This window comes from Thermotomaculum hydrothermale (assembly GCF_016592575.1).
Lineage (GTDB): Bacteria > Acidobacteriota > Holophagae > Thermotomaculales > Thermotomaculaceae > Thermotomaculum > Thermotomaculum hydrothermale.
In genome coordinates this window covers 34,945-61,297 of record NZ_AP017470.1, presented here as the reverse complement: position 1 = coordinate 61,297, position 26,353 = coordinate 34,945, and the positions used below count along the sequence as shown (strand labels likewise).

The 26,353-nt window shown below is 34.8% G+C and carries 32 protein-coding genes; 9 read left to right on the top strand and 23 right to left on the bottom strand.

The window, feature by feature from the left end; translation table 11 throughout:
* Nucleotides 1-185: 185 nt before the first annotated feature.
* Both rd and TTHT_RS00310 read right to left on the bottom strand, forming a co-directional pair.
* On the bottom strand, nucleotides 186-353 hold the full coding sequence (rd, locus tag TTHT_RS00315; protein ID WP_201328049.1) for a rubredoxin: 168 nt from the start codon (nucleotides 351-353) through the stop codon (nucleotides 186-188).
* Nucleotides 354-434: 81 nt separating this feature from the next.
* Complete coding sequence (locus TTHT_RS00310) at nucleotides 435-983, bottom strand: YtfJ family protein (RefSeq protein ID WP_201328048.1); 549 nt, start codon at nucleotides 981-983, stop codon at nucleotides 435-437.
* 132 nt (nucleotides 984-1,115) lie between these two features.
* Here TTHT_RS00310 and TTHT_RS00305 point away from each other — a divergent pair, with 132 nt between their 5' ends.
* Nucleotides 1,116-1,790 (top strand): DUF554 domain-containing protein, encoded by a 675-nt coding sequence (locus TTHT_RS00305; RefSeq protein ID WP_201328047.1) that lies wholly within the window; start codon nucleotides 1,116-1,118, stop codon nucleotides 1,788-1,790.
* Nucleotides 1,791-1,805: 15 nt separating this feature from the next.
* Nucleotides 1,806-2,159, top strand: coding sequence for a hypothetical protein (locus tag TTHT_RS00300; protein ID WP_201328046.1), 354 nt, complete (start codon nucleotides 1,806-1,808; stop codon nucleotides 2,157-2,159).
* Here TTHT_RS00300 and TTHT_RS00295 read toward each other — a convergent pair.
* Genes TTHT_RS00295 through TTHT_RS00270 form a run of 6 tightly spaced genes read right to left on the bottom strand, consistent with a single transcriptional unit; the run spans nucleotide 2,156 to nucleotide 5,887 of the window.
* Nucleotides 2,156-2,431 carry an acyl-CoA-binding protein gene (locus TTHT_RS00295; protein ID WP_201328045.1) on the bottom strand — a complete coding sequence of 92 codons (276 nt, stop codon included), beginning with the start codon at nucleotides 2,429-2,431 and terminating at the stop codon, nucleotides 2,156-2,158. The genes TTHT_RS00300 and TTHT_RS00295 overlap by 4 nt on opposite strands.
* 2 nt (nucleotides 2,432-2,433) lie before the next feature.
* The gene (gene ychF, locus TTHT_RS00290; protein ID WP_201328044.1) at nucleotides 2,434-3,507 is read right to left on the bottom strand and encodes a redox-regulated ATPase YchF; all 1,074 of its coding nucleotides are present in this window, start codon (nucleotides 3,505-3,507) and stop codon (nucleotides 2,434-2,436) included.
* Nucleotides 3,504-5,075, bottom strand: coding sequence for a citrate lyase subunit alpha (gene citF, locus TTHT_RS00285; RefSeq protein WP_201328043.1), 1,572 nt, complete (start codon nucleotides 5,073-5,075; stop codon nucleotides 3,504-3,506). Before citF ends, ychF begins: the two co-directional genes overlap by 4 nt.
* Nucleotides 5,076-5,077: 2 nt before the next feature.
* Nucleotides 5,078-5,416, bottom strand: coding sequence for a YraN family protein (locus TTHT_RS00280; RefSeq protein ID WP_201328042.1), 339 nt, complete (start codon nucleotides 5,414-5,416; stop codon nucleotides 5,078-5,080).
* The gene (locus TTHT_RS00275) at nucleotides 5,413-5,625 is read right to left on the bottom strand and encodes a hypothetical protein (protein WP_201328041.1); all 213 of its coding nucleotides are present in this window, start codon (nucleotides 5,623-5,625) and stop codon (nucleotides 5,413-5,415) included. Before TTHT_RS00275 ends, TTHT_RS00280 begins: the two co-directional genes overlap by 4 nt.
* Nucleotides 5,618-5,887: a ferredoxin gene (locus tag TTHT_RS00270; protein WP_201328040.1), complete on the bottom strand. Its 270-nt coding sequence runs from the start codon at nucleotides 5,885-5,887 to the stop codon at nucleotides 5,618-5,620. Before TTHT_RS00270 ends, TTHT_RS00275 begins: the two co-directional genes overlap by 8 nt.
* Nucleotides 5,888-6,020: 133 nt before the next feature.
* Here TTHT_RS00270 and lpdA point away from each other — a divergent pair, with 133 nt between their 5' ends.
* Entirely contained in the window at nucleotides 6,021-7,388 is a 1,368-nt protein-coding gene (gene lpdA, locus TTHT_RS00265; RefSeq protein ID WP_201328039.1) for a dihydrolipoyl dehydrogenase, read from the top strand.
* A 9-nt stretch (nucleotides 7,389-7,397) separates the two neighbouring features.
* Nucleotides 7,398-8,156, top strand: coding sequence for a nucleoside triphosphate pyrophosphohydrolase (mazG, locus tag TTHT_RS00260; protein WP_201328038.1), 759 nt, complete (start codon nucleotides 7,398-7,400; stop codon nucleotides 8,154-8,156).
* A gap of 1 nt (nucleotide 8,157) precedes the next feature.
* On the opposite strand, the gene TTHT_RS00255 is transcribed toward mazG, so the two are convergent.
* Entirely contained in the window at nucleotides 8,158-8,367 is a 210-nt protein-coding gene (locus tag TTHT_RS00255; protein ID WP_201328037.1) for a hypothetical protein, read from the bottom strand.
* A gap of 105 nt (nucleotides 8,368-8,472) precedes the next feature.
* Between TTHT_RS00255 and mnmA the strand changes: the two genes are divergently transcribed.
* The 3 genes from mnmA (at nucleotide 8,473) to TTHT_RS00240 (ending at nucleotide 11,699) form a co-directional block, all read left to right on the top strand.
* Nucleotides 8,473-9,516 carry a tRNA 2-thiouridine(34) synthase MnmA gene (gene mnmA / locus TTHT_RS00250; RefSeq protein ID WP_201328036.1) on the top strand — a complete coding sequence of 348 codons (1,044 nt, stop codon included), beginning with the start codon at nucleotides 8,473-8,475 and terminating at the stop codon, nucleotides 9,514-9,516.
* Nucleotides 9,506-10,489, top strand: a complete 984-nt coding sequence (locus tag TTHT_RS00245) for a tetratricopeptide repeat protein (RefSeq protein ID WP_201328035.1) — start codon at nucleotides 9,506-9,508, stop codon at nucleotides 10,487-10,489. The genes mnmA and TTHT_RS00245 overlap by 11 nt, the downstream gene beginning before the upstream one ends.
* Before the next feature lie 817 nt (nucleotides 10,490-11,306).
* A complete protein-coding gene (locus TTHT_RS00240) occupies nucleotides 11,307-11,699 on the top strand; it encodes a roadblock/LC7 domain-containing protein (protein ID WP_201328034.1) in 393 nt (130 codons plus the stop codon).
* A gap of 241 nt (nucleotides 11,700-11,940) precedes the next feature.
* Here TTHT_RS00240 and TTHT_RS00235 read toward each other — a convergent pair whose 3' ends face one another.
* The 14 genes from TTHT_RS00235 to TTHT_RS00170 all read right to left on the bottom strand — a co-directional run bounded on the left by TTHT_RS00235 (nucleotide 11,941) and on the right by TTHT_RS00170 (nucleotide 25,533).
* On the bottom strand, nucleotides 11,941-13,623 hold the full coding sequence (locus TTHT_RS00235; protein WP_201328033.1) for a SpoIVB peptidase S55 domain-containing protein: 1,683 nt from the start codon (nucleotides 13,621-13,623) through the stop codon (nucleotides 11,941-11,943).
* Nucleotides 13,620-14,522, bottom strand: a complete 903-nt coding sequence (locus TTHT_RS00230; protein ID WP_201328032.1) for a diacylglycerol/lipid kinase family protein — start codon at nucleotides 14,520-14,522, stop codon at nucleotides 13,620-13,622. Before TTHT_RS00230 ends, TTHT_RS00235 begins: the two co-directional genes overlap by 4 nt.
* 1 nt (nucleotide 14,523) lies before the next feature.
* Nucleotides 14,524-16,242, bottom strand: coding sequence for an arginine--tRNA ligase (gene argS / locus TTHT_RS00225; protein ID WP_201328031.1), 1,719 nt, complete (start codon nucleotides 16,240-16,242; stop codon nucleotides 14,524-14,526).
* Nucleotides 16,242-16,856: a histidine phosphatase family protein gene (locus TTHT_RS00220; RefSeq protein WP_201328030.1), complete on the bottom strand. Its 615-nt coding sequence runs from the start codon at nucleotides 16,854-16,856 to the stop codon at nucleotides 16,242-16,244. The genes argS and TTHT_RS00220 overlap by 1 nt, the downstream gene beginning before the upstream one ends.
* Nucleotides 16,853-17,182: a divalent-cation tolerance protein CutA gene (cutA, locus tag TTHT_RS00215; protein ID WP_201328029.1), complete on the bottom strand. Its 330-nt coding sequence runs from the start codon at nucleotides 17,180-17,182 to the stop codon at nucleotides 16,853-16,855. The genes TTHT_RS00220 and cutA overlap by 4 nt, the downstream gene beginning before the upstream one ends.
* Nucleotides 17,183-17,277: 95 nt before the next feature.
* Nucleotides 17,278-18,543, bottom strand: a complete 1,266-nt coding sequence (locus tag TTHT_RS00210; RefSeq protein ID WP_201328028.1) for a right-handed parallel beta-helix repeat-containing protein — start codon at nucleotides 18,541-18,543, stop codon at nucleotides 17,278-17,280.
* 151 nt (nucleotides 18,544-18,694) lie between these two features.
* Entirely contained in the window at nucleotides 18,695-19,657 is a 963-nt protein-coding gene (locus TTHT_RS00205) for a 3'-5' exoribonuclease YhaM family protein (RefSeq protein WP_201328027.1), read from the bottom strand.
* The gene (locus tag TTHT_RS00200; protein WP_201328026.1) at nucleotides 19,650-19,913 is read right to left on the bottom strand and encodes a S4 domain-containing protein; all 264 of its coding nucleotides are present in this window, start codon (nucleotides 19,911-19,913) and stop codon (nucleotides 19,650-19,652) included. The genes TTHT_RS00205 and TTHT_RS00200 overlap by 8 nt, the downstream gene beginning before the upstream one ends.
* On the bottom strand, nucleotides 19,910-20,875 hold the full coding sequence (locus TTHT_RS00195) for a peptidylprolyl isomerase (protein ID WP_201328025.1): 966 nt from the start codon (nucleotides 20,873-20,875) through the stop codon (nucleotides 19,910-19,912). Before TTHT_RS00195 ends, TTHT_RS00200 begins: the two co-directional genes overlap by 4 nt.
* Entirely contained in the window at nucleotides 20,872-21,828 is a 957-nt protein-coding gene (locus TTHT_RS00190; RefSeq protein WP_201328024.1) for a peptidylprolyl isomerase, read from the bottom strand. Before TTHT_RS00190 ends, TTHT_RS00195 begins: the two co-directional genes overlap by 4 nt.
* Before the next feature lie 3 nt (nucleotides 21,829-21,831).
* The gene (locus TTHT_RS00185; RefSeq protein WP_201328023.1) at nucleotides 21,832-22,722 is read right to left on the bottom strand and encodes a peptidylprolyl isomerase; all 891 of its coding nucleotides are present in this window, start codon (nucleotides 22,720-22,722) and stop codon (nucleotides 21,832-21,834) included.
* A gap of 64 nt (nucleotides 22,723-22,786) precedes the next feature.
* On the bottom strand, nucleotides 22,787-23,434 hold the full coding sequence (locus TTHT_RS00180; protein ID WP_201328022.1) for an endonuclease III domain-containing protein: 648 nt from the start codon (nucleotides 23,432-23,434) through the stop codon (nucleotides 22,787-22,789).
* Nucleotides 23,418-24,233, bottom strand: a complete 816-nt coding sequence (gene aroF, locus TTHT_RS00175) for a 3-deoxy-7-phosphoheptulonate synthase (protein ID WP_201328021.1) — start codon at nucleotides 24,231-24,233, stop codon at nucleotides 23,418-23,420. The genes TTHT_RS00180 and aroF overlap by 17 nt, the downstream gene beginning before the upstream one ends.
* Before the next feature lie 40 nt (nucleotides 24,234-24,273).
* Complete coding sequence (locus tag TTHT_RS00170) at nucleotides 24,274-25,533, bottom strand: oligosaccharide flippase family protein (RefSeq protein ID WP_201328020.1); 1,260 nt, start codon at nucleotides 25,531-25,533, stop codon at nucleotides 24,274-24,276.
* A gap of 101 nt (nucleotides 25,534-25,634) precedes the next feature.
* Between TTHT_RS00170 and TTHT_RS00165 the strand changes: the two genes are divergently transcribed.
* Nucleotides 25,635-25,973 carry a MerR family transcriptional regulator gene (locus TTHT_RS00165; RefSeq protein ID WP_201328019.1) on the top strand — a complete coding sequence of 113 codons (339 nt, stop codon included), beginning with the start codon at nucleotides 25,635-25,637 and terminating at the stop codon, nucleotides 25,971-25,973.
* A complete protein-coding gene (locus TTHT_RS00160) occupies nucleotides 25,973-26,353 on the top strand; it encodes a hypothetical protein (RefSeq protein ID WP_201328018.1) in 381 nt (126 codons plus the stop codon). The genes TTHT_RS00165 and TTHT_RS00160 overlap by 1 nt, the downstream gene beginning before the upstream one ends.

Here is a 26,353-nt window from a genome sequence, read left to right as displayed (position 1 = left end):
GAAGAATAGGCCCCGGGGGCTTGACTTTGTTTATAGCAACAAAATTTAAAATCCAAAATTTATTAAATAGATTGTCTCCTCTTTTTTCAGGACGAGATACAATACCCTGATACCCAACACCAAGAACCCCCAAAATAAAAAGCCCCCTGAATTAGGGGGCTTATCAAAGTTATAGATAAATTCAATTAGTCTTCTTCGTAAGGGATAAAATCCTCTTTGCCAACTCCACAGAGGGGGCAAACCCAATCATCGGGGATTTCTTCAAAGGGTGTTCCAGGTTCAATACCGCTGTCAGGGTCTCCAACTGCCGGGTCATAGATATAACCGCATACTTCACAGATATACTTTTTCATAATTACCTCCAAAAATCTTTTACCATTTTAATCTATACAAAAAAGTAAAGATTGTCAATTAAAATTTTTTTTATTTTAAAATTATTTTTCTTTATTTTGAGAAGTATTTTCTTGCTCCACCGGCTTTTCTTCCAGATTCTTTTTTATTAAATTGATTACCTTTTGAGTTTCAGTATCGTTTATCTTCCCGAATTTGTAATAGATAAGTTTTCCATCTCTATCAAAAAGTAAAACATCGTACTCGTTATCCTTCAATCCCCACTTTTTCACAAAAACCTTTTTAAAGTCTTTTACATAAATTGTGTCTGGAAATTCCTTCTGCTTATTCCTTAAAATCTTGTTTAAAGCAAAGTTTGGAAGCCAGGTTGCAGCCATATTTATTACCACTATTGAGCCTAATTTATCCTTAGGAAAATGCTGAGCCTTTATTTTGTTTACAAAGTCGTCGTTCTTTTTTCTAACATCAGGGTCAACATAGAAAAAAAGCCACATTTTACCCTTCATAATCTCTGTTGAAAAAGGCTTCCCGTTTACAAGAGCACCATTGTCTCCGCTTAATTTCACCACAGGCAAATTTGTACCTAAGGTTAGATTAAAAACAAGTAGCATTACAGTTGCAAGCTTAAACATATTCAACTCCTTAAAATTAATTTAAGTGGTTCAATTTTATATTTTAAACGCTTGTTTATCAATAAATTTATGTTCTGCTTTGGCAAAAAAGATGTTTTTGATAAAATTACAAATCATTGAAAGGAAGGGGTTATGATAGGGACAATAGTTAACTTTTTTGCAGTAATTATAGGGTCATCAATTGGGCTTATTATTCACTCAAAATTACCTGATAGAATTGTAAAAATAGTTTTTCAGGGAATAGGGCTTCTTACCCTTTTTATAGGAATACAAATGGGGTTAAAAACTCAAAACCTTTTAATTATGGTGTTTTCAATAATTTTAGGCTCAATTACCGGGGAATTGCTAAAAATTGAAGAAAGAACTGAAAGGCTTGCAGAATTGTTAAAGAAAAGGATTAAATCAAAGAATGAAAAGTTTACAGAAGGGCTAATAACTTCTTTTTTACTTTTTTGTATGGGCTCAATGTCAATTTTAGGGTGCATTCAGGAGGGGCTTGGAAGCTCTCCAGATTTGCTTTTAGCAAAATCAACACTTGACGGGTTTTCTTCAATTGCCCTTGCATCAAGTTTGGGGATAGGGGTAATGTTTTCCGCAATACCGCTTTTAATTTATCAGGGGGGGTTAACTTTATTTGCCTCATACCTGCAACACATTTTAACCACCCCAATTATCAATGAATTAACCGCTGTAGGCGGGCTTTTACTTTTAGGGCTGGGGATAAACCTTCTTGAAATAAAAAAGATTAAGGTTTTAAATATGCTTCCAGCACTTGTTTACGCAGTTATTTTTGCATACTTTTTTTAAAGTGAGGGGATAGTTATGAAGATTAAAAGCCTGTCTTTTGGAAGTATTGTAATTGACGGGAAAAAATTTAATGAAGACATTGTAATTGAAAAAGGGGAAATTAAAATAAGGAACAAAAATGCTTCAAGGAAGTACAAAAAAAATTATGGCCATACCCCTTTAACAATTGAGGAAAATATCCCCTGGGATTGTCAAACACTTGTTATTGCAAAGGGGTTTTACGGCGCCCTTCCAATAGCGAAAGATGTTTTAAAAGAGGCAGAAAAGAGGAAAGTTGAGATTAAAATAGTAAAGACAGAGCAACTAAAAGAACTCTTTGAAAGCTTTGATATTTCAAAAACAAATTTTCTAATTCACCTGACCTGTTAAGGTTTTCCCCCGAATTTTTTAATCGTCTCTTCAACAAGTGAGATATACTTCTGCATTGCCTCTTTTTTAGAGATACCCTTTAATTTTTCCCAGGCTTCAAACTTTGCATACTCTTTCATTGCCCAGATTGATGGTTTTTCTCCACTAATGTCACCTTCTGTCGCCTGTTTATAAAGGGCATAAAGTTTTAGCAAAGTGTCATTATCAGGTTTTTGTTTCAGGTTAAAAACCTTTTTCTTTGCTTCCTCAAATTGTTTTTTCAATTCTTCCATTTTTACACATTAAACCTGAAGTTAATTATATCCCCGTCTTTAACTATGTAATCCTTTCCCTCAAGCCTTAATAAACCCTTCTCTTTGCACTTTACAAGACTCTTTTCCTGAATAAAATCGTTGTAATGAACAACCTCAGCCCTGATAAATCCCCTCTCAATATCAGAATGTATTGCCCCCGCTGCCTTCTGGGCATTTGTGCCGTCTTTAATTGTCCAGGCACGGCACTCGTCTTCCCCAACTGTAAAGAAGGAGATTAAACCTAAAAGTGAATAGGATTCCCTTATTATCAAATCCCTTGCAAGTGTCTTAATTCCATACTCTTCCATAAACATCTCTTTGTCTTCGTCTTCAAGCCTTGAAATCTCTTCCTCAATCTTTCCGCTAATTGCAACAGCCTTCACTCCCTTTTTATCTCCATACTCTTCTTTAAATTTTTCAAGGTATTCTTCCCCATTGTCACCCTCATCGGTATTAAAGACAACTAAAACAGGCTTTAAGGTTAAAAACTGAAAACCCCTTAACATCTTCATCTCAACAGGGTCAATGTCAATCTCCCTTAAAGGGGTAAGGTTTTCAAGTGCATCTTTTATCTTTAAAAGAGCCTCGTATTCCTTAACCTCATTTGGGTCTTTCTTACTTTTAACTGATTTTTCAAGCTTTTTCAGCCTATTTTCAACAATTACCTGGTCTGAAATGATAAATTCTTCCATTAAATTCTGCAAATCCCTCATAGGGTCAACAGTGTTAAATGGGTGGAAAACACCATCATCGTGAAAAGCCCTTACCACAACAAGAAGGGCATCTGTCACCTTAATCTGGTTTACAAGGGCAGGGTCAATTGAGCCCTCTCCCTCAACCCCTGCCACATCAACATATTCAACAGTTGCGTTTACCTTTCTCTTTGGATTAAAAATTTCAGTTAAGGTATCAAGCCTTGAATCAGGCACCTTTACATTGCCCATATTTACCTGCAATTTGTTTGCACCAAACCCTGTTTCCGCTTCCTGTCCTGTTAATGCGTTGAAGATTGTTGTTTTACCACTTTGCTTTAATCCTATTAAACCTATTTTCATACTTCATCCCCATCAACAACAAGTTGCCTTACAACATCAATTACTGTGCCGTCTCTCCATTCAATAGCGGCAACAACCCTGTCTGTTGTTTCAGGTTTTGGCGGCACTTTGCCTCCAACAATTTCAAGTGCCTTCTCTCTTAACTGTTCAATTGGGACAATGGGAAGGGTTGAATTTTTAAGCCTGTCAATTAAATCCTGCCTGTTGGGATTTATAGCAATTCCATACTCTGTAACTAAAACATCAATTGCCTCTCCAGGTGCTGTTACAGTGTAAACAGAGTCAACAACAATTGGGTTTGTCTTTCTTACAAGTGGTGCGGTGATTATAGTCATATATGAGTCTGTTGTATCCTGAAAACCGCCTATTCCGTGAAGCAACCATCCGTCTGAATGGGTGTTTACATTTACATTAAAGTTTAGGTCAATTTCAGTTGCACCTAAAACAGCAACCTTGACCATTGAAGCAAAACACCCTTTTGTGTGATAGCAGTATGAAACAAACGGGTTTGTATCAATGTGGTTTGGATTTTCTGCAAGGGATTTTACCCCCTCTAAATCAAATGACTGGCCGTCAAGTATAAACTTTACAAGCCCCTCTTTCAAAAGTTCAACAAGAAGCCCTGTTGAACCGCCCCTTGCAAATGCGGCAACGCAGTTTTTCTCCCTCATGTGTTCCCCTAAATACTTCACAAATGCAAGAGACATGCCCCCTGCACCAGCCTGGAAGGAAAAATTTGGCTCGTCTAAAAGGCCTGCATCCCTTACAAGTTGGGCAGCCCAGCTTGCAATCTTTAACCTATCGGGGACAGTGGTAATCTTTGTTGTGCCTGAAACAATCTTTGAGGGGTCACCTAATGAATCAATCTTTACGACATAATCAACATTGCCACCCTGAATAGCCCATGGATAGCATGGAAAATCAACAAGGTTGTCGGTAACCACAACAACATTGTCTGCATAAAGGGAATCTGCAAGGGCAAATCCTAAAGGCCCGCAGGCAGATGGGCCGTACAAACCGTTTGCATTTCCGTGAGCGTCGGCTGTTGGTGCAGCAATAAATGCAACATCAATGTGTAAATCCCCATCCTGAATTGCCCTGTACCTTCCCCCATGGCTTCTTAAAATTGCAGTCTTCTTAAATCCTCCTGCTGTACACAGTTTACCTATAGGGCCGTTCATTGAGCCTTCAATATTTGCTATTACTCCACTTTTAATGTGTCTTATTAAAGGCTCGTGTACGGGAAAAAGTGCGCTTGGGGCAAGGGTAATATCCTTTATTCCCCTTTCAGCAATCTTATCCACAACCATGTTTACAAGAACATCGCCGTTTCTCAAATGGTGGTGAAAGGAAATTGTCATACCATCCCTTAACGGAAGTTTATCTAAAACCTTATCAATTGATTCAACAAGCTTGTCCCCCGCCTTGTAATCGGCAGCAGAGGGAATTGGAGGCCCAACCTTTCTGCCAGAAGGTTTGTGCTTCCCCCTTCCCATAAAAGGGATAGCCTTTTTACCGTTTATCTCTTCTGGAATAAGTCTGCCAACTGCATTTTTAACAAATTTCATAGTTATTCTCCTTCAAAAGCATTTTTTATGTGATTTATTTTAAATCCATTTATTGCCACAACATCAAACCTTATATTTGTGTCTATGTTTTTCTCAACTACATACTGCTTTGCAGCCATTATAATTTTCTTCCTCTTAGATTCTGTAACAAATTCCTCCGCCCTGCCAAATTTTTCTGACTTTCTATACTTTACCTCAACAAATACAATAGAATCTTTATCCCTGCAAACTATATCTATCTCGCCAAACCTTGTTCTATAATTAAACTCTAATATTTTAAACCCTTTTAAAAAAAGGTAAACTGCTGAAACTTTTTCCCAGAGAAAACCCTTTAATCTCACATTGAAAGAAAAATAAGCTTTAAAACAACCAAAACAGCACCTAAAATAGAAAAGAAAATACCAATCTTTTTTGCTGTTTCTTTGTCAATCCTCAATTCTTCAGGGAAATAACTTGAAGAACCAAACCCTTCATACATAAAGTTAAAACCAAAAAAGATAATAAAAACAAAGAATGTCATTTGAAGCACATGAAAAATTAAACTATTCATCTAATTCCCTCCTCTTTTGTTCAACCTTGTCTCCATCGTCTCCAATTGCATTTTCGGGACAGGAAAGCATTGCCTCCCTGACTGCCATTTCTCCAAACTTTCCGTCAGGCTGGCTTGTAACATAGGCTGTTTCTTCGTCCCAGTCTATTTCAAAGTAACCCTCTCCCATTGACACGCACACCTGACACATTGTGCATAAAGTTCTATCAACATAATATTTGCCTGGCGCATTTCTTGATGCCTTCTTTAATGGGTTAGGCATAATCCTCCTCCTCTATTTGCAATTATATTAGATATATGGTTATTTTAAACCAAAAAAGTTAAATTTAAGTTTTTTTATGGAAAAAATTAAAGTATATTTTAAGGGAAATGAATTTAATTCTAAGGAGTTTTTTATGGCAAATTACGATATTGTAATAATTGGGGCAGGGCCTGGCGGCTATGTGGCTGCAATTTACGCAGCAAAAAACGGATTAAAAACAGCAATAGTTGAAAAGGGAGATAGGTTAGGGGGAACATGTTTAAACATAGGCTGTATTCCCACAAAGGCTTACATTGAAACTGCAAAGTATTTGAGAAAGATTAAGTTTATGAAGGAGTTGGGGATAGAGGTTAAAGATTTTTCCTTTGATTTCCAAAAAGCATCAAAGAGAAAAGACAGGATAGTTACAAAGCTCACCAAAGGTGTTGAACTGTTAATGAAAAACAACAACATTGAAGTAATAAAAGGAACAGCGTCATTTAAAGACAATACAACAATTGAGGTAAACGGAGAAGAAATAGAGTTTGAAAACTGCATTATAGCAACAGGGTCAAAGCCTGCTGAACTCCCACACATAACCTTTGACGGGGATTTTGTAATTTCATCAACTGAAGCCCTTTCATTTGACAAATTGCCTGAATCAATAGCAATCATTGGCGGAGGTGTTATAGGGGTTGAATTTGCAAGCATACTCTCTGCATTTGGTGTAAAAGTTACAGTTTTAGAGTTAATGCCTCAACTAATCCCCGGAATGGATAGCGAGACTGCAGAAATATTAAAATCAGAATTGAAAAAACAAAAGGTAAGGGTTTTAACAGATGCAAAGGTATTGTCAGCAAAAAACGGGGTTGTTGAATATGAACTAAACGGGGAAAGAGAAAGCATTGAAGTTGAAAAGGTACTCCTTGCTGTTGGAAGGAAGCCTAATACTTCAGGGTTAAACCTTCACAACACAGACATTGTTCTTGAAAAAGGGCATATAAGGGTTAATGAAAACCTTGAAACAGATGTAAAAGCAATTTATGCAATTGGCGATGTAATTGACACTCCAAGGCTTGCCCACCTTGCATCAAGGGAAGGGATTAAGGCTGTAAACCACATACTTAAGATTGAAGACAATAAAAACATATACCTATCCTGCCCAGGAGTTGTTTACTCTTACCCTGAGGCGGCTTTTGTTGGAATGAGTTTAGATGATGCAAAAGAAAAAGGGATTGATGCTGAAGAGGCAAAATTTCCATTTACAGCAAACGGAAAGGCATACATAGAAGGGGTTAAAAACGGTTTTGTTAAGGTTGTTTATCAGAAAAATAATGAAAAGTTGTTAGGTGTTCACATTGTTGGGGCAAACGCTTCAGAGTTGATTTCAGAGTGTGCAGTTGCAATTTCAAAGGGAATGAATGTTGAAGAGTTAAGCAGGGTAATACACCCGCATCCAACAGTTTCAGAAAGTTTAATGGAGGCATTTCACATTGCCGCAGGATACTCAATCCACATTTAAGGAGAGAAAATGAAAGAGTTTGACAGGCTTGTGGAGATAATGGCAAAACTTAGAAGCGAAAACGGATGCCCATGGGATAGAAAACAGACACTTGAAACCTTAAAATCCTTTCTAATTGAAGAAGCATACGAAACAGTTGATGCAATTGACGAAAAGGATTACTCAAAATTGAAAGAAGAATTGGGGGATTTACTCTTGCAGATAGTTTTCCAATCAAGGATTACTGAAGAATGCGGGAAATTTAACATAGAGGATGTTATAAAAACAATAAACGAGAAAATGATTAGAAGGCACCCCCATGTTTTTGGGAATGATAAAGTAAATTCAACTGAAGAGGTGCTTGAAAACTGGGAGAAGATAAAGGCAAAGGAAAGGGAAAAGAAGAAGGAAAAAGGCTTTCTTTCAGGAATTGCAAAAAATCTCCCAGCGCTTCAGGTAGCCTTTCAAATTGGTGTTAAAACATCAAGGATAGGATTTGATTGGAAAACACCTGATGAAGTTATAGAAAAATTCAAAGAGGAATGGAAGGAGTTTGAAAAGGCAAGGGAAAGCGGGGATAGAAAAAAAATCAAAGAGGAGATAGGGGATATACTTTTCACAATTGCTCAAATTTCAAGAAAATACGAAATAGACCCTGAAGACGCATTAAGGGAGACAAACAAAAAGTTTATGAAGAGATTTAATCATATTGAAAAAAATACCGATATTTACAATTCATCTTTAGAGGAAATGGAAAAACTCTGGCAGGAAGCAAAGGAAAAAGAATAGGTTAACCCTGGACTTTTGCTATAAAACTATAGACTAAAAGAACGATGCCAACAATTACAACAGAAATTACATTTACCCAGAACCAGAAAGGACTTTCGTAACGGTTCACATAACCACCCTTTACATAAATTGTGCCTTTTTTAACTCCGTTAAAGGCGTGATAAAAAAGCAACAAAGATAACCCAACTAAAACAAGTTTTAATGGATGCATTTAACCCCCTTTTTTTATAATTATAACCTATTTTAAAAATCAAAGATTTAAGAAAGCATATTTTTTTCTATGCTAAAATTATTCGGTAAATAGAAGGGGTTTTATATGAAAAAAGTACTTCTTGCAATGAGTGGGGGGGTTGATTCAGGGGTTTCAGCCCACCTTTTAAAAGATAAAGGCTTTTTAGTTGAAGGGGTTACCCTTGTTTTTCACTCAGATATTGAAACAGCAAGGTGTAATTTAAAGATATGCTGTTCAAGCAACGATGTTGAAGATGCAAGGGAATTATGCAATTCACTTGGAATTAAACACCGCGTTATACACATGGAAAAAGAGTTTGAAAGAAAGATAGTTCAGCCTTTCCTAGATTTATACTACCTTGGAATTACCCCAAACCCCTGTGGGTGGTGCAACAGGTTTTTAAAGATAGGCTTTTTAGTTGACTATGCAATTGAAAACGGGTTTGACTATTTAGCCACAGGGCATTACGCAAGGCAAAAAGACGGCTTTCTTTACAGGGGGTTAGACAGGGATAAAGACCAGACATACTTTTTATCAATGGTAAAAAAGCATCATATTGAAAAACTTTACTTCCCCCTTGGAGAATTGACAAAGGAAAAGGTAAGAGAGATTGCAAGGGAAAGGGGATTAAATGTTGCAGAGAAAAAGGAAAGCCAGGAGTTATGCTTTACTGGGGGTAAAAAACCTGGAGAGTTTGCAGCTGGGAAAATACCTTTAAAAGCGGGTATGATTAAACATATAAACGGGGCAATTTTAGGCTATCATAAAGGGCTTGCATATTACACAATTGGACAGAGAAAGGGGTTGGGGATTTCCTGGAAAAATCCGCTTTATGTTGTTAAACTTGACTTTAAAACAAACACTGTTTTTGTTGGAGAGAAAGAATACCTTAAAAAAACAAGGGTAAAAGTGAGAAATTTCAACCTTATAGGAGAGTTTAAGGGCAAACTTTCCGCTTCAATAAGATACAATCAAAAACCGCAAATCCTTGCAAATGTTGAAAATATAAGAGAAAATGAGTATATGTTTGAGTTTGAAAACCCCGTAAGAGGGGTTGCGCCAGGGCAATTGCTTGTATGTTTTTCAGATAACGATATGGTTGTTGGAGGAGGGATAATTGAGGGATAGCCTTTTATACCTTGTTGATGTTGAGTCAATTGACAGAGAAAATGCTGTTGTTTCTCTCAACATTTTCATCAACTACAAAGTCCCCCTTCAAATGGTAAACCTTGATATAACCTTTCCCTCCACCATGGTTCAAAACCTGAAAAAAAGCATAAATATTGACGAAATAGACGAAGAGTTGAGGGACTCTCTTATAATGATTTTTAGAGATTGCCAGAATGCTGTAAACGATATAACAATCAATTCAAGGGAAATAATCTCCCTGACTGAATGTAAATTTAAGTCCAGAAAACTCTCAACCTTAGGAAAGCCTTACGACACAAGGGACATTGTTTATAAAAATATGCTTAAAGCAGTAAAAGAAATGGAAAAGAAGAGTTTTACTAAACTCTTTTACAAAAAAATGCTAAAACTCTATATGGATTTAAGTTTAATTGAGGATTTTATAGACTTCTGCATAGAAAACAAAGACTTTGAAGAGGTTAAGCCTTTTTTAATCTATCCCTTTAAAATCAGGGGGTTTAATGAAAAAACCCTGATTAAATTAGGCAATATAGCCGTTTACTTTAACGATTTTGAGACAGGAGAGAGGCTATTTTCACTTGCTTTGAAATTAAACCCGTCAAATCCGTATGCTTTAATCGGCAAGGCACAGTGCCTGTATCAGCAGGGAGAGGAAAATTTCTTAATGTACCTTCAAAAGGCGTATCACTTTAACAAAAAGATTACCGTTGAAATTGTTACAAAAAGGTTTAATTTCAGGAAAAAAAACTGCTCTGTTTTTGATGTTATAAGTTTAAAAGAGGCTATGGAAATCGTTAGCATTCCGCCTGAAGCACTTGAAAACCTTGAAAGGCTCTCAATCCCATACCGCTTTGAATCTGCAAAGGGAAGTATTTACTTTATAAAATCTGAACTATTAGCATGGAAAGAAACAATGGATTCTTTGCAGATAATTTCTAAAAGGTTTAATTAAAAAAATTCCAACTTTTTTAATAACATAATGTTATCTTAGATAATGTAAAATTTTTTATGTTAATCACTATTTGCTAGGTAGAAAAGTTTTTTATATCAAAATTTCCTGTTGGTTTAATTAAGATTCCTTAAGTTTTCTGTTGCCATCCATGAATAATTTAGTTTTCTCTGAATAACTTAGTTTCCTGTGTTGTACCTTTCGTATTTTTATTAAAATAAAGATATAAAACTTTTTAGCATAATTTTTAGAAATAAACATAGCCCTTTAATCCCCCTTTCAATTCCTTGAAACTCCTTTCCATCCAGTTGTTGTAGAAAAGTAGCTCCTTATCTTCTTTGAAAAAAACAAAAAATGCAATTGTTCGCATCGTCTCGCAACTTATAGAAACTCCTATATATTTTGCCCCATTTTTCTACAAATTCATTCATTGTTTTTTCAATTTCTCTTTGATTTTTTCCCATATTGTATTTAATTTTTTTTTAAATCTCATTCCATGACTTTTTCATACAAAGTTTCTTATTTTTTTCGAAAAAGAGAAAATAACATCATCATAAAAGAGCATTTTTTCGTAGAGCAATTATTTTTATTTACTTTGTAAAAAATTTTTATTATTTTTATTTATTTTGCAAAAATTTTTTTCGATTTTTTGTGTTTTAAGAATTATTTTCTATTGATTTTTTTTTGTATTAAGAATAATATATAATTCACCCTGAATTGGGGGTATTTGTTTTTTATCAGGAAAGTCTTACCGACTTTTTCTGGTAATTACTATAATACATATTTTAAAATTAAAAAAACTTTGAACAGGAGGGGAAAAATGGGTGAATTAGAAAAATTATTGGAAAGTGCGGCAAAAGAAATTGCTGAAATGGTTGGTGCATCTGTAGTAAATATGGAAACAGGATTAGCTTTAGCTTCATATTCTGTTGACCCCAGTTTTGATGTTTCAGTATCATCTGCTGCTTACGCAGAAGTTTTAAAACAAAATGATGTAGCATTAGATCTTTTAGGTGGTCCTGAAGTTGTTGGCGAAGTAGAAGATATACTTGTAACTACAGATAAATTTTACTTTCTGGTCAGGAAGTTAGGAAATAAACATTTTCTTGGCGTAGCTATAACAAAGAAGGGAAATCTTGGTCTTGCAAGAGTTATAATGAAAAAATATGAGCCTAAAATGGAAGAAGAACTTGCAGAATTAGATGAAATGTAAAATTTGTTGTAACAATTGCTTTGTAGTTAATGGGAAAAATTAGTCATAAGTGATTGATTTTTAGCATTTAATAATTTCACATGGAATATGAGTTACTCTTAAAAAACCAAAAGCCCCGGGATATTTTCCCGGGGCTTTATAAGTAGTTCAAAACACCCGTCCGACTAACAGAGTAATTTTAGCATATTTGCTTAAATTTAAAAAAAAATTAAAAATTCAGATTTTTTTAAAACAATATTCTTTACTCTATTTCAATTGGAATCAAAAAGTATCCCTTAACAACATAGGGCAGAGTCAGTATGTCAACAGAGTAGTATTGCTTCCACTTGTTTGTTTTAGGAATGTATGTTGATTGTGTTTTTATAGTATCAACAATAGAGCCCGGTAAATCAGGCTGGACACTCTCTCCCATAAAGACTGCGTTTGTATTACCTGCCAGAGACACATAAACCTTGTTATTCCTTAAAAACCTGTTTACAAGCCTGATAAATCCGTCAAGTGTTTCAATCCTTCTTGCAAGCACCTTTGACTGCCTTTTCATTATTGTGAACCCGTCACCAAGCTCAATATAGTATTTGCCAGGTTTAACAGTTTTGGGGACTTTTATAATTACATTTTTTATCATTAAGTCTTTTTGAAAAGGCTTTAAATAGACCTGTAAATGGACAGATTTGCCTCTTTTAACCTTTGTTGTTGATGATTTTACCTTCATTATTTGAGCAAACCTTATGTCTTCAACAAAGTTTAAGTCAACTGAAATGCCCTCTATCCTTGCCTTAACATAGGGGTTTTGAATAACTGCGCTAACAAGAGAGGCAATTTGATACACAGTTGTCTGGTAATTTGCCCCGGTAATCAATGAATTGAGAATTATATCGGGATAACCTTCAACCTTTATTTTCCCCCTTAAATTAAAGGTTGAAAAGCCCACATTTTTGGTTGCATTCTGCAAAACGCTTGAAAAAACAAGATTTACAAGAAAAGGGGTTAATAAAGGCTCTTCAGCAACCTCAATAGAGTATTCCTTTGTTTTGTTTTTTAAGTTTAACTTAACATTTATGGGAATCATATAGGCTTTTTTGCCTTTAATCCCTAAAATTGCAGCACTTCTGTCTTCAACAAGCGTGCCTATTTCTTTGCCAATAATTCCAATCTTGTTTGAGGATTTATAGGATGGGTAAATTGCAAGTATCTTCGCAGAGTGAATAGGAATTGAAACATGCCCTAACCCAAACATAGGATGCCCAAAAGCAAGTATATAGTTATTTTTTACATATGTAATTGTTCCTATTGCATAGAGGTTTAAATCCCCCCTTGTTAAGGCAACAGCAATGGGGCCTCCCTCTTCTGGTTTTTTCTCATAAGAGTAGTCAATACCCCCTGTCCCTGATGAAGCAAAGGGAAGGGATTCAAAACCAGTAGCGACAAAGTCATTGTTTGCAAAAAACTTTTTCAACCTTTCAGGCATAAAGTTTTCAGGCTTTGGATTGATTATATCCTCAATGTTTGGCTTTTTATCAAACATTATTTCCTGAACTTCTCCGCTTGAGTATGTATTTATTACATCAAGCATATCTTCAATAGGGGTTAGCCCCCCTATAGGCTCTTTGCCAAATTCCCAGCCAAAGGAGACCGCACCTGCAAGTTTGCCATCTATAAAAACAGGGCTTCCGCTCATTCCCGCAATAATACCTGCCTTGTTTACAAAATCCCCTTCACACCTTATTAAAACCCTGTTTTCACCGGGCACCATATTCTTTAAAACACCTAAAATATCAACTTTGAATTTCTCAATCTTATCACCCTGGAACACGGTTAAACCGTATCCCTTCATACCAGGCTTTAACTGTCTTGAATATATGAAATCCTGAGAAAATACCGAAATTGAAGCTAAAATCATAAAAAAAACAATTACTTTTTTCACTTTTTATCTCCTTTCAGAGAATATGCTATTTTTACCTTTTTATGGAGCATTGAAATTCTTGAAACATCTGACAGGTTCAAATACAAACCATCTGTGTGGCAATCAACACTTTTATCAAAAAAATCAACCTCTATCTCTTTTCCTTTGAAAAACTTGAACTCTTCTCTTTTTATGTGATTCTCTTTTTTTACCGAGTAAAATAGAGGCAACCTTTTCATAACACCGACATTCTCAACAATCAAAATATTAAAATAACCGTCATCAATGCTTGCCCCCGGGGTTATCTTTATCCCTCTTCCATAATATTCACCGTTTGAAATTACCAAAAGGAGTAAATTTCCGTTTGCCTTTAATTTCCCGTCAATCCTCACCTTTGCCTTGAACCCTTTGTAAAAAAGTATTTTTCTCAATGCTGCCTTTGTATAAGGGTCTTTTGTCCCTCTTAACTTCTCAGCAAGTTTTGTTACAGCACCGTCAAATCCTATCCCGCAATTATTGACGAAAAAATTGCCGTTAATTTTTCCACAATCCACACTTTTTATGGCATATTTTTCTTCAAGAAATATATCTAAAAGTTTTTCAGGCGTAAAATTTAACTTTATAGAGCGGACAAAATCGTTTCCTATTCCAAGAGGCAAAATAAATATGTGGGCGTCATTTTTATTTTCGGCAAGGGCTGACACAGATTCATTTATTGTCCCGTCTCCACCACAAACAAGAATTTTTTTTATACCCCTGTTAAGGAAAAACTCTGTAATCTTTGTCCCGTCTCCTGCCTTTTTTGTCTCAATCCATATAAATTTTTTATCGGTTTTTAGTAATTTTTGCTTTAAGTATTCTCTAAAATTTCTTGCCTTTCCCCCGCCTGAGAAGGGGTTAAACAAAACGCCAAAATCCATATTACATCCTGTCAGGAAGCCTCATTCCCAATATCTCTGCCCCCGCTTTTAATGTGCTCATAGTTAATTTTACAAGCATTTTTCTGAAAGAAGAAATATCGTCACTCTCACCAATAACCCTGCAATTGTGATAAAAGGTTGTAAACGATTTTGTTAAATCAAGGAGATAATTTGCGATAAAATGGCTTTTTCTGTTGTTGTAGGCTATAAGCATTATTTCTTTGAACTCAAAAAGTTTTTTTATCAATGAGATTTCACTATCATGGGTTGCTTTATAATTTTCGCTTTCCTTGACAGATTCTGCATTCCTTAAAATACCATTGCACCTGACATATGAGTATGCAATGTAGGGCCCTGACTCACCTTCAAAGTTTAAAACCTCATCCCAGGAGAATTGAACATCTTTTATTCTGTCATTTTTCAAATCGTTAAATATTATTGCTCCTGTGCCTAAAACTTCGGCAACATTTTCCCTTTCTTCTTTTGTTAAATCAGGGTTTTTCTCTTCCATTATGTCTCTTATTCTTTTTACAGCCTCGTCTAACACCTCTTCAAGAAGGACAACCTTGCCCTTTCTGGTTGACATCTTCCCATCTTTAAACCTGTATAACCCAAAGTCTATGTGCTCCATATTCTTAGCCCACTCAAACCCGGCAAGTTCAAGCACCTTTATAAATTGCCTGAAATGAAGTTTTTGCTCAGAGCCAACAACATACAGCATTTTGTCAAAGTTGAAAGTCTCTTTTCTATAAATTGCCGCTGCTATATCCCTCGTTGCGTAAAGGGTTGCACCGTCAGACTTTTTAATTAAACACGGCGGCATATTATAGTCATCAAGTTTTACAACTAAAGCATTTTCGCTTTCTTCAAGAAGTTTTTTCTCTTCAAGTATTTTAATAACCCTGTCTATTTTGTCAGAATAAAAAGCCTCACCTAATACCTTATCAAAGTGAACATTTAACCTCTTGTATGTTTTTTCAAACTCTTTCAAAGAAAGGCTTCTGAATTTTTCCCATAAGTTTCTCTCTTCCTCTTCCCCCTTTTCAAGCCTTAAAAAAGCCTCTCTCGCTTTGTCTTCAAGTTCAGGGTTTTCTTCTGCCTCTTTATGAAACCTTACATAAAGGTTAAGCATATACTTTACAGGATCTTTTTCAAGTTCTTCTTCGTTTCCCCAGAGTCTAAATGCAACAATTAGCTTACCGAATTGAGTGCCCCAGTCTCCAATATGGTTTATCCCTATTACATTTGCTCCCAATGCTTTCAAAAGATTTCTTAAGAAATTACCTATAACCGTGCTTCTTAAATGTCCTATACTGAAAGGTTTGGCTATATTTGGTGAGGAAAACTCAACAACAAAGGTTTTATCTTTTAAAACATCCTGCTTATAAAAATTATCACCCTTTGAATTAAGGTTTGAAACAAGTTGATTAAACATCCATTCGGGAGATATGTGAAAGTTTACATAGCCATTTATTACTTCAATCTTTTCAATTTCATCAAGGGGGTTTGATTCAAAAAAATCCTTAACCATCCCCGCAATTTCAACAGGTGGTTTTCTGAAATCTTTTGCAAACCTGAAAACAGGAAATGCTATATCCCCAAAATCCAATTTCTCAGGCTTTTTAAACTGTACTAATATATCCTGCCTTTTAAAATCAATACCGTTATCTTTGAGAAAATAAACAATAGAATCTGCTATTTTTTCTTTCAATTCAATCATCAATCCTCCTTAAGATGCCCTGTGTAGTTTAGCATAATCAATCTGGGCGGAAATTTTTCGCTTATCTCAAAAAGGTTAATGCAGGCGTTTGACTGCTCAAACCTGAAAGCTCTATTTATAGAAATTCCTAAAAGGTGGCAGATAATTGCCCTGTTTACCCCACCGTGGCCAAATAAAACTATATTTCTGTCTCTTTCAGGCATTGAAATTACTTCAAAAAGTTGCTTTTCAATTCTATTGTAAACATCAAGGAGTGATTCCCCTTCAGGGGCTTTAAAGTCTGCGTCAAGCAACCATTTTCTTAAACTTTCTCCTTCATTTTCAACAAGATAATACCAGTTTTTGCCTTCCCATTTTCCGCAATCCACTTCGTAGAATTTGTCAAGAATTTTAATCTCTCTTTTCTTTTTTTCTGCAAGTGGTGTAGCTGTCTGGATAACTCTATTTAATGGGCTTGAATATATTTCATCTATTTCAATATTATCAAAATAATCTGCTATATATTTTGCCTGCTTTAAACCATCACTGCTTAAACCGTTATCTGTAACACCCTGAAAAATGTGTTCTTTATTGAATTGTGTCTGTGCGTGGCGGATAACATAGAGTTGTATCAAAGGACTGATTCCTCAATCCAGTTTAGAAAGTTTCTGCTTCCCTTTTCCATCGGGAAGGACAAAATCTCGGGGATTTCATAATTGTGAAGTTCGGTGATTGTTTTTTCTATCTCGCTGTAATTGTTCTCTGTTGACTTTATAATCAACAGATACTCTTCATCGTCCCAGACCTTACCTTTAAACCTGTAAATGGAACGAATTGAGGGGATAATGTTTACACATGCGGCAACTTTTTTGTTAACCAGAGCATCTGCAATAACAACAGCCTGCTCTTCTGAACCAACTGTTGTCATAACCATAATATACTTTCTCTTTTTCCCCGCCATAAACCCCTCCGTCCAGATTATTTTATTGATTATCCATTAATTAGTCAATAGAAAACAAAAAATTGTTATTTTAACCCTTGCAGTATTAAAACAATTTAAAACAATAAGGCGGGTGTTGTTAAAGGGTCTTTAGGGATGATAATTCTGAATATCCTTATTTCAACAGCCCCTATTTCAGGTGCATTACCGTAATATAAAAGGCCTACATCAACTCCTTTATCAATGTAAGGCGAATAAAGGGAAGGCTTAAAAAAATTATTTTGAGGAATACTCCCATCTGCTTTTCTTTCTCCGATAACAACTGAATAATCAAGTGAAACAAATGCTGATTCAGAAACAGAATCGTATTGCCATGAATTTCTCTCTTGCACACATTCCATTCCAACTGTGTTTCTCCCGTCCCTGAAAGAAAGATTATTCTTTAAAACATGCTTTCCATCTGGAAAGTTAAAACCTACCGGATTTTTGTATGAAGAATTGTTGTAAACATAGAGGCTTTCTTCCGCATCGTTGAAATCAAATCCCCTTGAAGCGTTTAAAAATGCAATACAGTGGTGAATTAAATGGCCGCCAGGCCCAAGTTTAAAACCGTTTCCGTCTCCTGCAAAATCACCTCCTATACCCCAGCTGTCAAAACCGTTTCCCCAAGCAATACAGTATTCAATTGTTACCTTGTTGTTTGCCTCCCACATATCAAAACCATCGTCAGAGTTGTTCCATGCCCTGCATCCTTTCAAAACATTCCCCCTACCAACATTAAACTTTACCCCAAAACCGTCTGCATGCTCTCCGTGAGTTTCCCTGTAATCACAATTCATATATGAGTCACAGTTGAGAACAAGGTTATAACCTGCCCCATTCTCAATCTCAATCCCGGCAAAATAGCAATGGTGCACTTTAATATTTTTAAGGATATTGTGGGAAGCACCTTCTGTTAATAGCACACCGTCAGAACCGCCGTTTCTCACCTCTATGTTTTCAACAATTAAATAGTCACCTGTTATTCTGAATTTCGGTGGGTTTGAATCGGAATTTTCATCAATAGTGCCGTCAAAAATAGCATGCTCACCGGGGTATGAAGATATGGTTATTGGATTACGGCTGTTGCCGGAAACATCAATATTTACCTCAATGGGGTAAACTCCACCTCTCAAATATACTGTGTCTCCCTGCTTTGCATAGAATAATGCTGTATCCAGTGTTTTAAAGGGATTATCAACACTTCCGTCACCGTTGACATCGTCTCCATCTGGCGAAACAATTAATATATTTCCTTTGTATTGAGGAGAAAAAGGGGTTAAATATGTACAAATCGGGAAAAACATTGTTAAAACTAAAAAAAATTTTATAAAACCTTTCATCCTATTCAGAAGATAGAATCAAACAATTTCAATGTCAATTTTAATTAACTCTGTTTTTGACACATGTCAAGAAAATAAAAAAATAAAAACAGCTTTAATAAAGATATACCTTAAAACCTTAAACCAACCAGCTAAATTAATTTTAAAAAAATTACGGCCTTTTCTTGAATATTACCCTTTCAAACATAGGAAGGTATGGAGTCCAATCCGGGTGGTCTGATTGGGCATCTGCATCAATTGCGTTTTTCATTGCATTCATTTTTGCGTCTAAATTGTCTATTGTTGCAACTAATAAAGCCTCTGGAGTTTTAGGCCTCTTAGGAGATCCGTATTCAAGCTCTCCGTGGTGGGATAAGAGTATGTGTTGCAGGTGCAATTTATAATCTTCAGGAAAATCCGGAATCTCTTTTATTTTGTCAGTAACAAATTCATATTCAATTGCAATATGCCCTAAAAGCCTGCCCTTTGTTGTGTAATTAAATTCTCTTTCATAGGACAATTCCCACAATTTTCCAATGTCGTGGAACAAAAGGCCTGCATAAACTATATCTCTGTTTATAAAAGGGTAAACTTCGCAAACTTTCTCAGCAAGCCTGAGCAATCCTAAAACATGCTCAAGGTATCCACCTCTGTATGCATGATGTAGGGATTTTGCAGCAGGGGCTTTTAAAAGCATGGGCTTTATTTCAGGGTCTTTGTATACTCTGAATACAAGTTCTTTTATAAAATTATTATCAATTTTTTCGTTAACAAATTTAATAATCTTTTCATACAAAGTTTCAGCAGGGATTTCTGAAGATGGGAAAAATATCTCAGCGTTGTCTATCTCTCCTTCGTCAACCTTGTCAATCTTTGAAACAATTGCCTGCAAATTGTTGTTGTAAACCTGCACCCTGAATCTTACCTTTACAAAATCTCCAGGCTTAACTTTATCAATCACTCCATCAATCTTATCCCACATCATACCCATTATCTCGCCGCTCATATCGGAGAGTTTAAGGAGAAGGTACTGCCCCCCATTTTTTTTGTCCCTTAAACCTATCAGTTTAAGCAAATAAATATCCTCAACCCTTGAATCAGGCTTTAAATCTTTAACAAAAATATGTTCATTCATCTATATTCTCCTCTTTCAAAACTTCGTAATAGTTTAATTCATCACCTTTTTTTACATTGCCTTTTGGTATTTGTTTAACCTTTATGGTTAATTTCTTTTTCCTCAACGGGAATATAATAATATCACCTTCTTTTATATCTTTACCCGGCTTTGCAATACTTCCATTTACAAAAACCCTCCCAGATTTTATTAACTCCTGAGATAGTGTTCTTCTTTTTATTATTAAAACCTTTTTTAAAAAAAGGTCTAACCTCATTTTAATTCTTCCGGTTTAACATCAATCCTTACATAATATATGCTTCTTAACTCTTCCATAAACTTGTCAATTCTATCCTGAATTAAAGGCTGTCTCAACTTGTCTTCAATTTTATCCCTTACTTTTTCAAAAGGAAGAGGTTTAGGCTCGTTTCTTTCAATAAGTTTAACTATGTGAATTGAATCAGGAAGCTCCACCATAGCAACTTCACCAACTTTTAATTTCAAAGCCGCCTCTTCAAGTTTTTTGTTCAAATCCCCTAATTTCAGGTTTTTCAATTCTCCATTTAACTCTTTAGAACTGGCTTCAGAGTAAAGAGACACTGCAGTTGAGAAATCAAGCTTCCCTGATTTTAACTCTTCAACAATTGATTTTGCCCTGTTTTCAACAAATAATTTTGTAGTTGAATCATAGTACAGGACTATCTCCTGAATTGAATATGTAAAGGGAGTTTTATAATCGTCAATATGTTCGTCATAATATGCTCTAATTTCTGCCTCATCAATAACTATTTTATTTATGACAAATTGCTGTATAACTGTCCTTGCTATGTACTGAGTTTTCTGTGTTTCTTTAAACTGCTTTAAAGTCATTCCCATCTGCTGCATAAGGATATTGTTAAACTGCTCCTCATTTTCAATATTGTTCTGCTTCATCAATCCTTTAATAAAATTATCCATCATTTCATCACTGATGGTAATCCCTTCCTGAGAAGCCTTTTCAAGGAGAAGCAGTTCATCTGTTTTATCTTTAATTACCTGCTTCTTCAAAGCCTCAAGTTTTTCAGCAAGCTCTTTGCCAGCATATTTTCTGTAAAGTTCAGAAGACCTTATCTGATAGAGTTTTTCAAGCTCGTGATATGTTACCGCCCTGTTGTTAACTATAATAGCAATTTTGTCTATTATTTTAGCCTGTGCTCCAAAAATTATTGCAAAGCATAAAAGTAAGGCTATTTTTTTCATTTTCCCTCCGAATTGAATACGGGGAAAACCCCGTTGTATTTAAAAACAAGAATATTTTCTGGATAAACAATCACTTTAAATTTTTTGTTAATCTCAGAATAGATTTCCTCTTCCTTCTTTGAGTATTTTTCCATAGCAATTTTATTGTAAATCATATCTTTTACCTCTTCAAACTTTAGTTTTCTTGCAGGTATTACCTTTTTAAGCCATAAAATATTGTAATCTTCCTTTTCTCCAATTTTCAACTTTATAACCTTTGACACCCTGTTAGGTCTCATTTTTTTCAAAATTTTTAAAAAATCTTCCGGTATATTGTCTTCTTCGAAGCAATTTTCTTCAACCTCTATATCCCTGTATCTTAATCTGATAAAGGTTTCATCCCTGTGTTTTCTTACTATCCACCTTCTTGCTTCCACCATTAAATCTTTGTATGAACTGTGAAACCTTGTAAAACAGTATGTTTTCTTTTTTATAAATTCTTCTGTTCTATTTTCGTAATAATCTTTGATTTCTTTTTCGTCAACATGAACATAATCTTTAAGAATATGATTTTTCATTATCTCTTCGTTTAAATTTAAAATCATAAAAAAAACAAAGTACCTTTTATTCTTTAAATCAAGTTTTTTATAAATCCTGTCAAAACCGTGAAATTTCATATACTCAACAATTGCATCATTTGAAGGAAGCATGTTTTTTTCTTTTAAATAAAGATAAATCATTCTTCTTTTAAGATAATCATCAAGTATCCTTGAAAGTATAAAGCTGTCTTTCTTTTCAAGGATTGGTTTATAATTCAGGTTTAAATACAATAGAAACTCATCCCTGAAAACATAGTATTTGTCAATTGTGGCTATTACATTTTCAGGGACAGGGGGCTTCCTGCTTTTCTTCCCACAGGAAACCCCTGAAATTATTAAAATTGTCAAAGTTAATCCAACTAAAAACCTTTTCATAGATTACTTTTGTACTACAATTTGAGCCTGAGCTTTTAACTCCTTTATTTTATTTTCAAGTAGATTTCTGAAAAACTGCTGCATAACCTGGTTCTTTTCCTTTTCACTTAACTGTTCAAATGGCTTAGGCGCAGGTTTTGTCCTGTTTTTTAGATAAATAATATGATAACCAAACCTTGTTTTAACAGGCTCGCTTATTTCACCTGGCTTCATTTTCTTTAAAGCATTTTCAAACTCTGGAATCATTCTGCCTAAATTAAACTTGCCTAAGTATCCACCTCTTGGTGCAGATGGCCCTTCTGAATACTCTTTTGCAACCTTTTCAAAGGGGACACCTTTTTTAAGCAACCTTTGAATCATTTTTATTTTTTTCTGTGCCTCTTTTTCATTTTTAGCATCTGACTTCTTTGTATTGAAAACCTTCTGGTCTTTCTGAGGGGTGATAAGTATGTGGTACGCTTCAAACTCTTCTTGAGGCGCAAAAATCTCTGGATGAGAGTTGTAAAAATCCTTTAATGCCTTTTCATCTGGCTTATAATTATCAAAAAGGTATTTGTAATACTGTTCCATAATAAGTGAATCTTCGTCCATCTCCCTTTTAACCAGGAATTCTGGATTTTTATCCAGATTTAACCTTTTAGCTTCCTGAACAAGAAGTTTCTGAACAGTTAACTGCTCTATCAGTTTTTTCTTTCCCTCTTCTCCCCTGTACTGCTGTTTAATATTTTCCGGCAGGGTTTTGTAAAGAAGGTCAAGCTTATCTTCAGTTAATTTATAACCATTAATGTTGGCTATTACCTTACCACTTCCTTCGTAGTATTTCTTTTCCTTATTACAGGCTGTTAAAAACAAAAAAATAAAAACCAGTATTATTGCAGGCAAAATCTTTTTCATAAAACACTCCTAACATTGTTATCCCTATAATTATGACAGAATACAAGGCAAAAAAAAACAAAAATTATAAACCTTTAAGGGGGCATCTATCACATAAAGGCTTTTTTTTACTGCAAAAATCCTTACCTATGTAAACTAAAGCTGCGTGAAATTCGTTGTAGTATTCCACACTCTTTTTAATTGAGTTTTCAATTAACATTCTTAATTTTTCGTAATCTATATTTTCCTCACAAATTCCATGTCGGGAAAGTATCCTCTTTGTATAGGCATCAACAACAAAAATAGGCTTGTTGCCTGCGTAAAGTAGAATTGAATCTGCCGTCTCTTTCCCTATCCCCCAGATTGAAAGCAATTTTCCCCTTAATTCTTCAACTGAACCTGAATTGAAAAACTCACCAAGGGAACAATTGTAATTTTCACTTAAAAATGAGCAAAATTCTTTCAATTTCTTTGCCTTCTGGTTAAAGTAGCCTGAAGGTTTTATCAATCTGGCAATTAAAGGCAATTCAGCCTCAGTCAATGCCTTACAGGATAAAAGATTTTCTCTTTTTAAATTTTCAATTGCCTTCTCAACATTTTTCCAGGCAGTATTCTGGGTTAAAATTGCTCCAACACAAACTTCAAAAGGGGTTTCAGCAGGCCACCAGTTAAGTGAGCCATAATATTTAAAAAGTTTTTGCCTTATTTTTTCTATTTTAAGATTGGATTTCATAGTTGAAAATAGAGGCAAACTTTTTAACCTTTTCTGATAGAGACAAAAACTCCTTTCTATTTAAGGACTGAAAACCATCTGACAGGGCTTCCTCTGGGTATGGATGTGTTTCAACAATCAATCCATCAGCACCTGCTGCCATTGCTGCAAGAGAGAGTTTTTCAACAATCTCTCTCCTTCCTGTACCGTGGCTTGGGTCAACTATAACAGGTAGAAATGTCTTTTGCTTTAAATAGGCAACAGCATTTAAGTCAAGTATATTCCTGAAGTTAGAGTCAAACGAACGAATCCCTCTTTCACATAGGATAATGTTGTCATTTCCTTCATTTAAAATATACTCCGCTGCATTTAAAAATTCATCCACAGTTGCTGACATTCCTCTTTTAAGAAGCACTGGCTTTCCTGTTTTACCCACCTCTTTAAGAAGTTCAAAAGAACTCATATTCCTTGAGCCTATTTGAAAGCAATCAGCATACTTTGCAACTATTTCAACATACTTTGTGTCAGTTACCTCTGTAACAAAGGGGATATTCAATTCCTCGCTTACCTCTTTTAGTATCTTCAACCCTTCTTCTCCCAATCCCTGAAAAGAGTAAGGGGAAGTCCTCGGTTTAAAGGCACCCCCTCTAATCAAATTAACAGGCGTGCTTTTTAAATACGAGGCTATTTCCTTCATCAATTCTCTTGATTCAACTGCACAGGGGCCTGCACAAAAGAGGAAATACCCGCCACCAACCTTTGTATTTTTTATTTTCACAATCTTTTTTTCTCTACTTTCAGTTGCTTTCAACCTCTCCATATCCACCTCTTAATAGATTTTACAGCAAAATCCCAGTGTTTCAACTTAAACTATCCCTGATTTGATGTAACCCGTAAAGCCTAATTGAGAGGATAACAATCTGGGTAAAAACAAAAAGCATTGCTACAAGGGTTACTGTAGCAAAATTAGAGATTGTTAAAAGCAATGCTATATGTATAATTGATGCAAAAATTATTGAATTATTTACAAGTTTCTCTTTCCCTGTTACCCCCAGCAAGGGGTAACCTATCAATAATGAAGGCAGCCATATTGCTCCACTTAAAGATAATATCCTTAATACGGCTATTGACTCAACATATGCTTTTCCATACATAATCAATATTATCTCCCTTGAAAAAACAGCCACTATAAAAAGAAAAATTAGGTTCAACAAAAAGGAAAAATTAAAAACTTTTTTAAAGAAAGAGAAGTTTTTGAATTTTGCCATATATGGATACAGGGCATCGTTAAGTGGCACATAGAGAGAACTTAATGCCTGATAAATCTTTTCAGCCATTGAGTACAAACCTGCAGCCTCATTCCCTAAAAATAACCCTAAAAATATAACATTGCTGTAATTAAGCATTGAGATAAACAGGTTGGAAAGAAAGAAATGAAAACTCTTTTTCCAGTTATTTACAAGTACAGAAAAACGAGGAAAATAAAGTTTTAGCCTATACTTTTTTAAAGCCAGCATAAAAGAGGAAACCCCTGTTAAAATCATAGAAAAGGACAAAAAAAGTGGCACTAAAATATAATGCTCAGGCTTTCTAACAAACACAAATAATAAAACTGTGTAAACAACCCTTCCTAAAAGGTTGAAATAGGTTATGTATTTCATATCTTCCATACCTTGAAAGAACCATATTGGAAATAGGACATATCCAACAAGATAACCGTACATTAATAGAAAAAACAGTTTTTCTGTCTTAAATTTAGGGAAATAGTTTACAAGCAATAGTAAAAAGAAAAGAGAAAATAATGCAAGTAATAATTTTACCCAGAAAACAGAAACAAATATTTCATTTACCTCTTTACTGTCTTCCCTTTTAATAGAAACCTCTTTAACTGCACTTAAATTAAACCCGAAATCTGTGATTATTGAAAAAAACATTATTATTGACTGGCCAAAAACAACAAGGCCAAACCTCTCTACTCCTAACATCCTCATTAAAAATGGGTAGGTTATAAAATGAAGAAAGTGCAAACTCCCCCTCAAAAAAAAGAGGGAAAACATATTTTTAAATACCCTTTTTACTCCAGTCTCTTTTTTACTATAATTAATTTCCCAGTCTGGCATAAAAATTCTCCTTTTGCCATTTTATCAAAATGGAGATAATAGTTTTCCTTTTTTCTATCAAAAAATTATAGATTATATTAAAATTAATACTTGAGGAGTGTATGGCAAAATTCTTAATTCCAGCAAAAAGGTTTTACAAAATAGGGGAAGTTTCAAAAATAATAGGAGAGCCTGCATCAACAATCAGGTTCTGGGAAAAGGAGTTTCCTCAATTAAAACCTGTTAAAAACAACAAAGGACAAAGGGTTTACTCAGATAAAGAGATTGAGTTGCTTAAAGTAATAAAACAAAAAAGGGATAGCGGACTAACAATTGAGGGAATTAAAAGAGACATGAAAGAGCACAAAAACGAAATTAAATCACACATTAATTTTAAAAATGAGTTGAAAGAAATCAAACAGGAATTAGAGAATTTACTTGAGATTTTCAAGAGGCTTTAATGGAGTTAAATAGAGAAGTTATAGATAGACTTGAAAAAACATACCTGTTAAAAGGTAAAAAAAAGCAGGCTGACGTTTACATTGTAAAAATAAACGGAAAACAAATTGTAATTAAGGATTATAAAAACAAAACTCCATTAATCAAGAGATACGGCAAAAGGATGGCAAAGAGGGAGTATAAAAACTATTTACTCGTAAACAAACTATTTGATTTTTTCCCTGAAACATACGGCATGCCTGATGAACACTCCCTTGCAATTGAATTTATTAACGGGAAAACATTCGGGGAAGTTGAAAAAAAAGAGGAGTACTGTTTTGCAGTTGAGGAGCTAAAAAAGTGCGTAAAAAAAACTCCATTCAGAAAACATATACCACCTTGA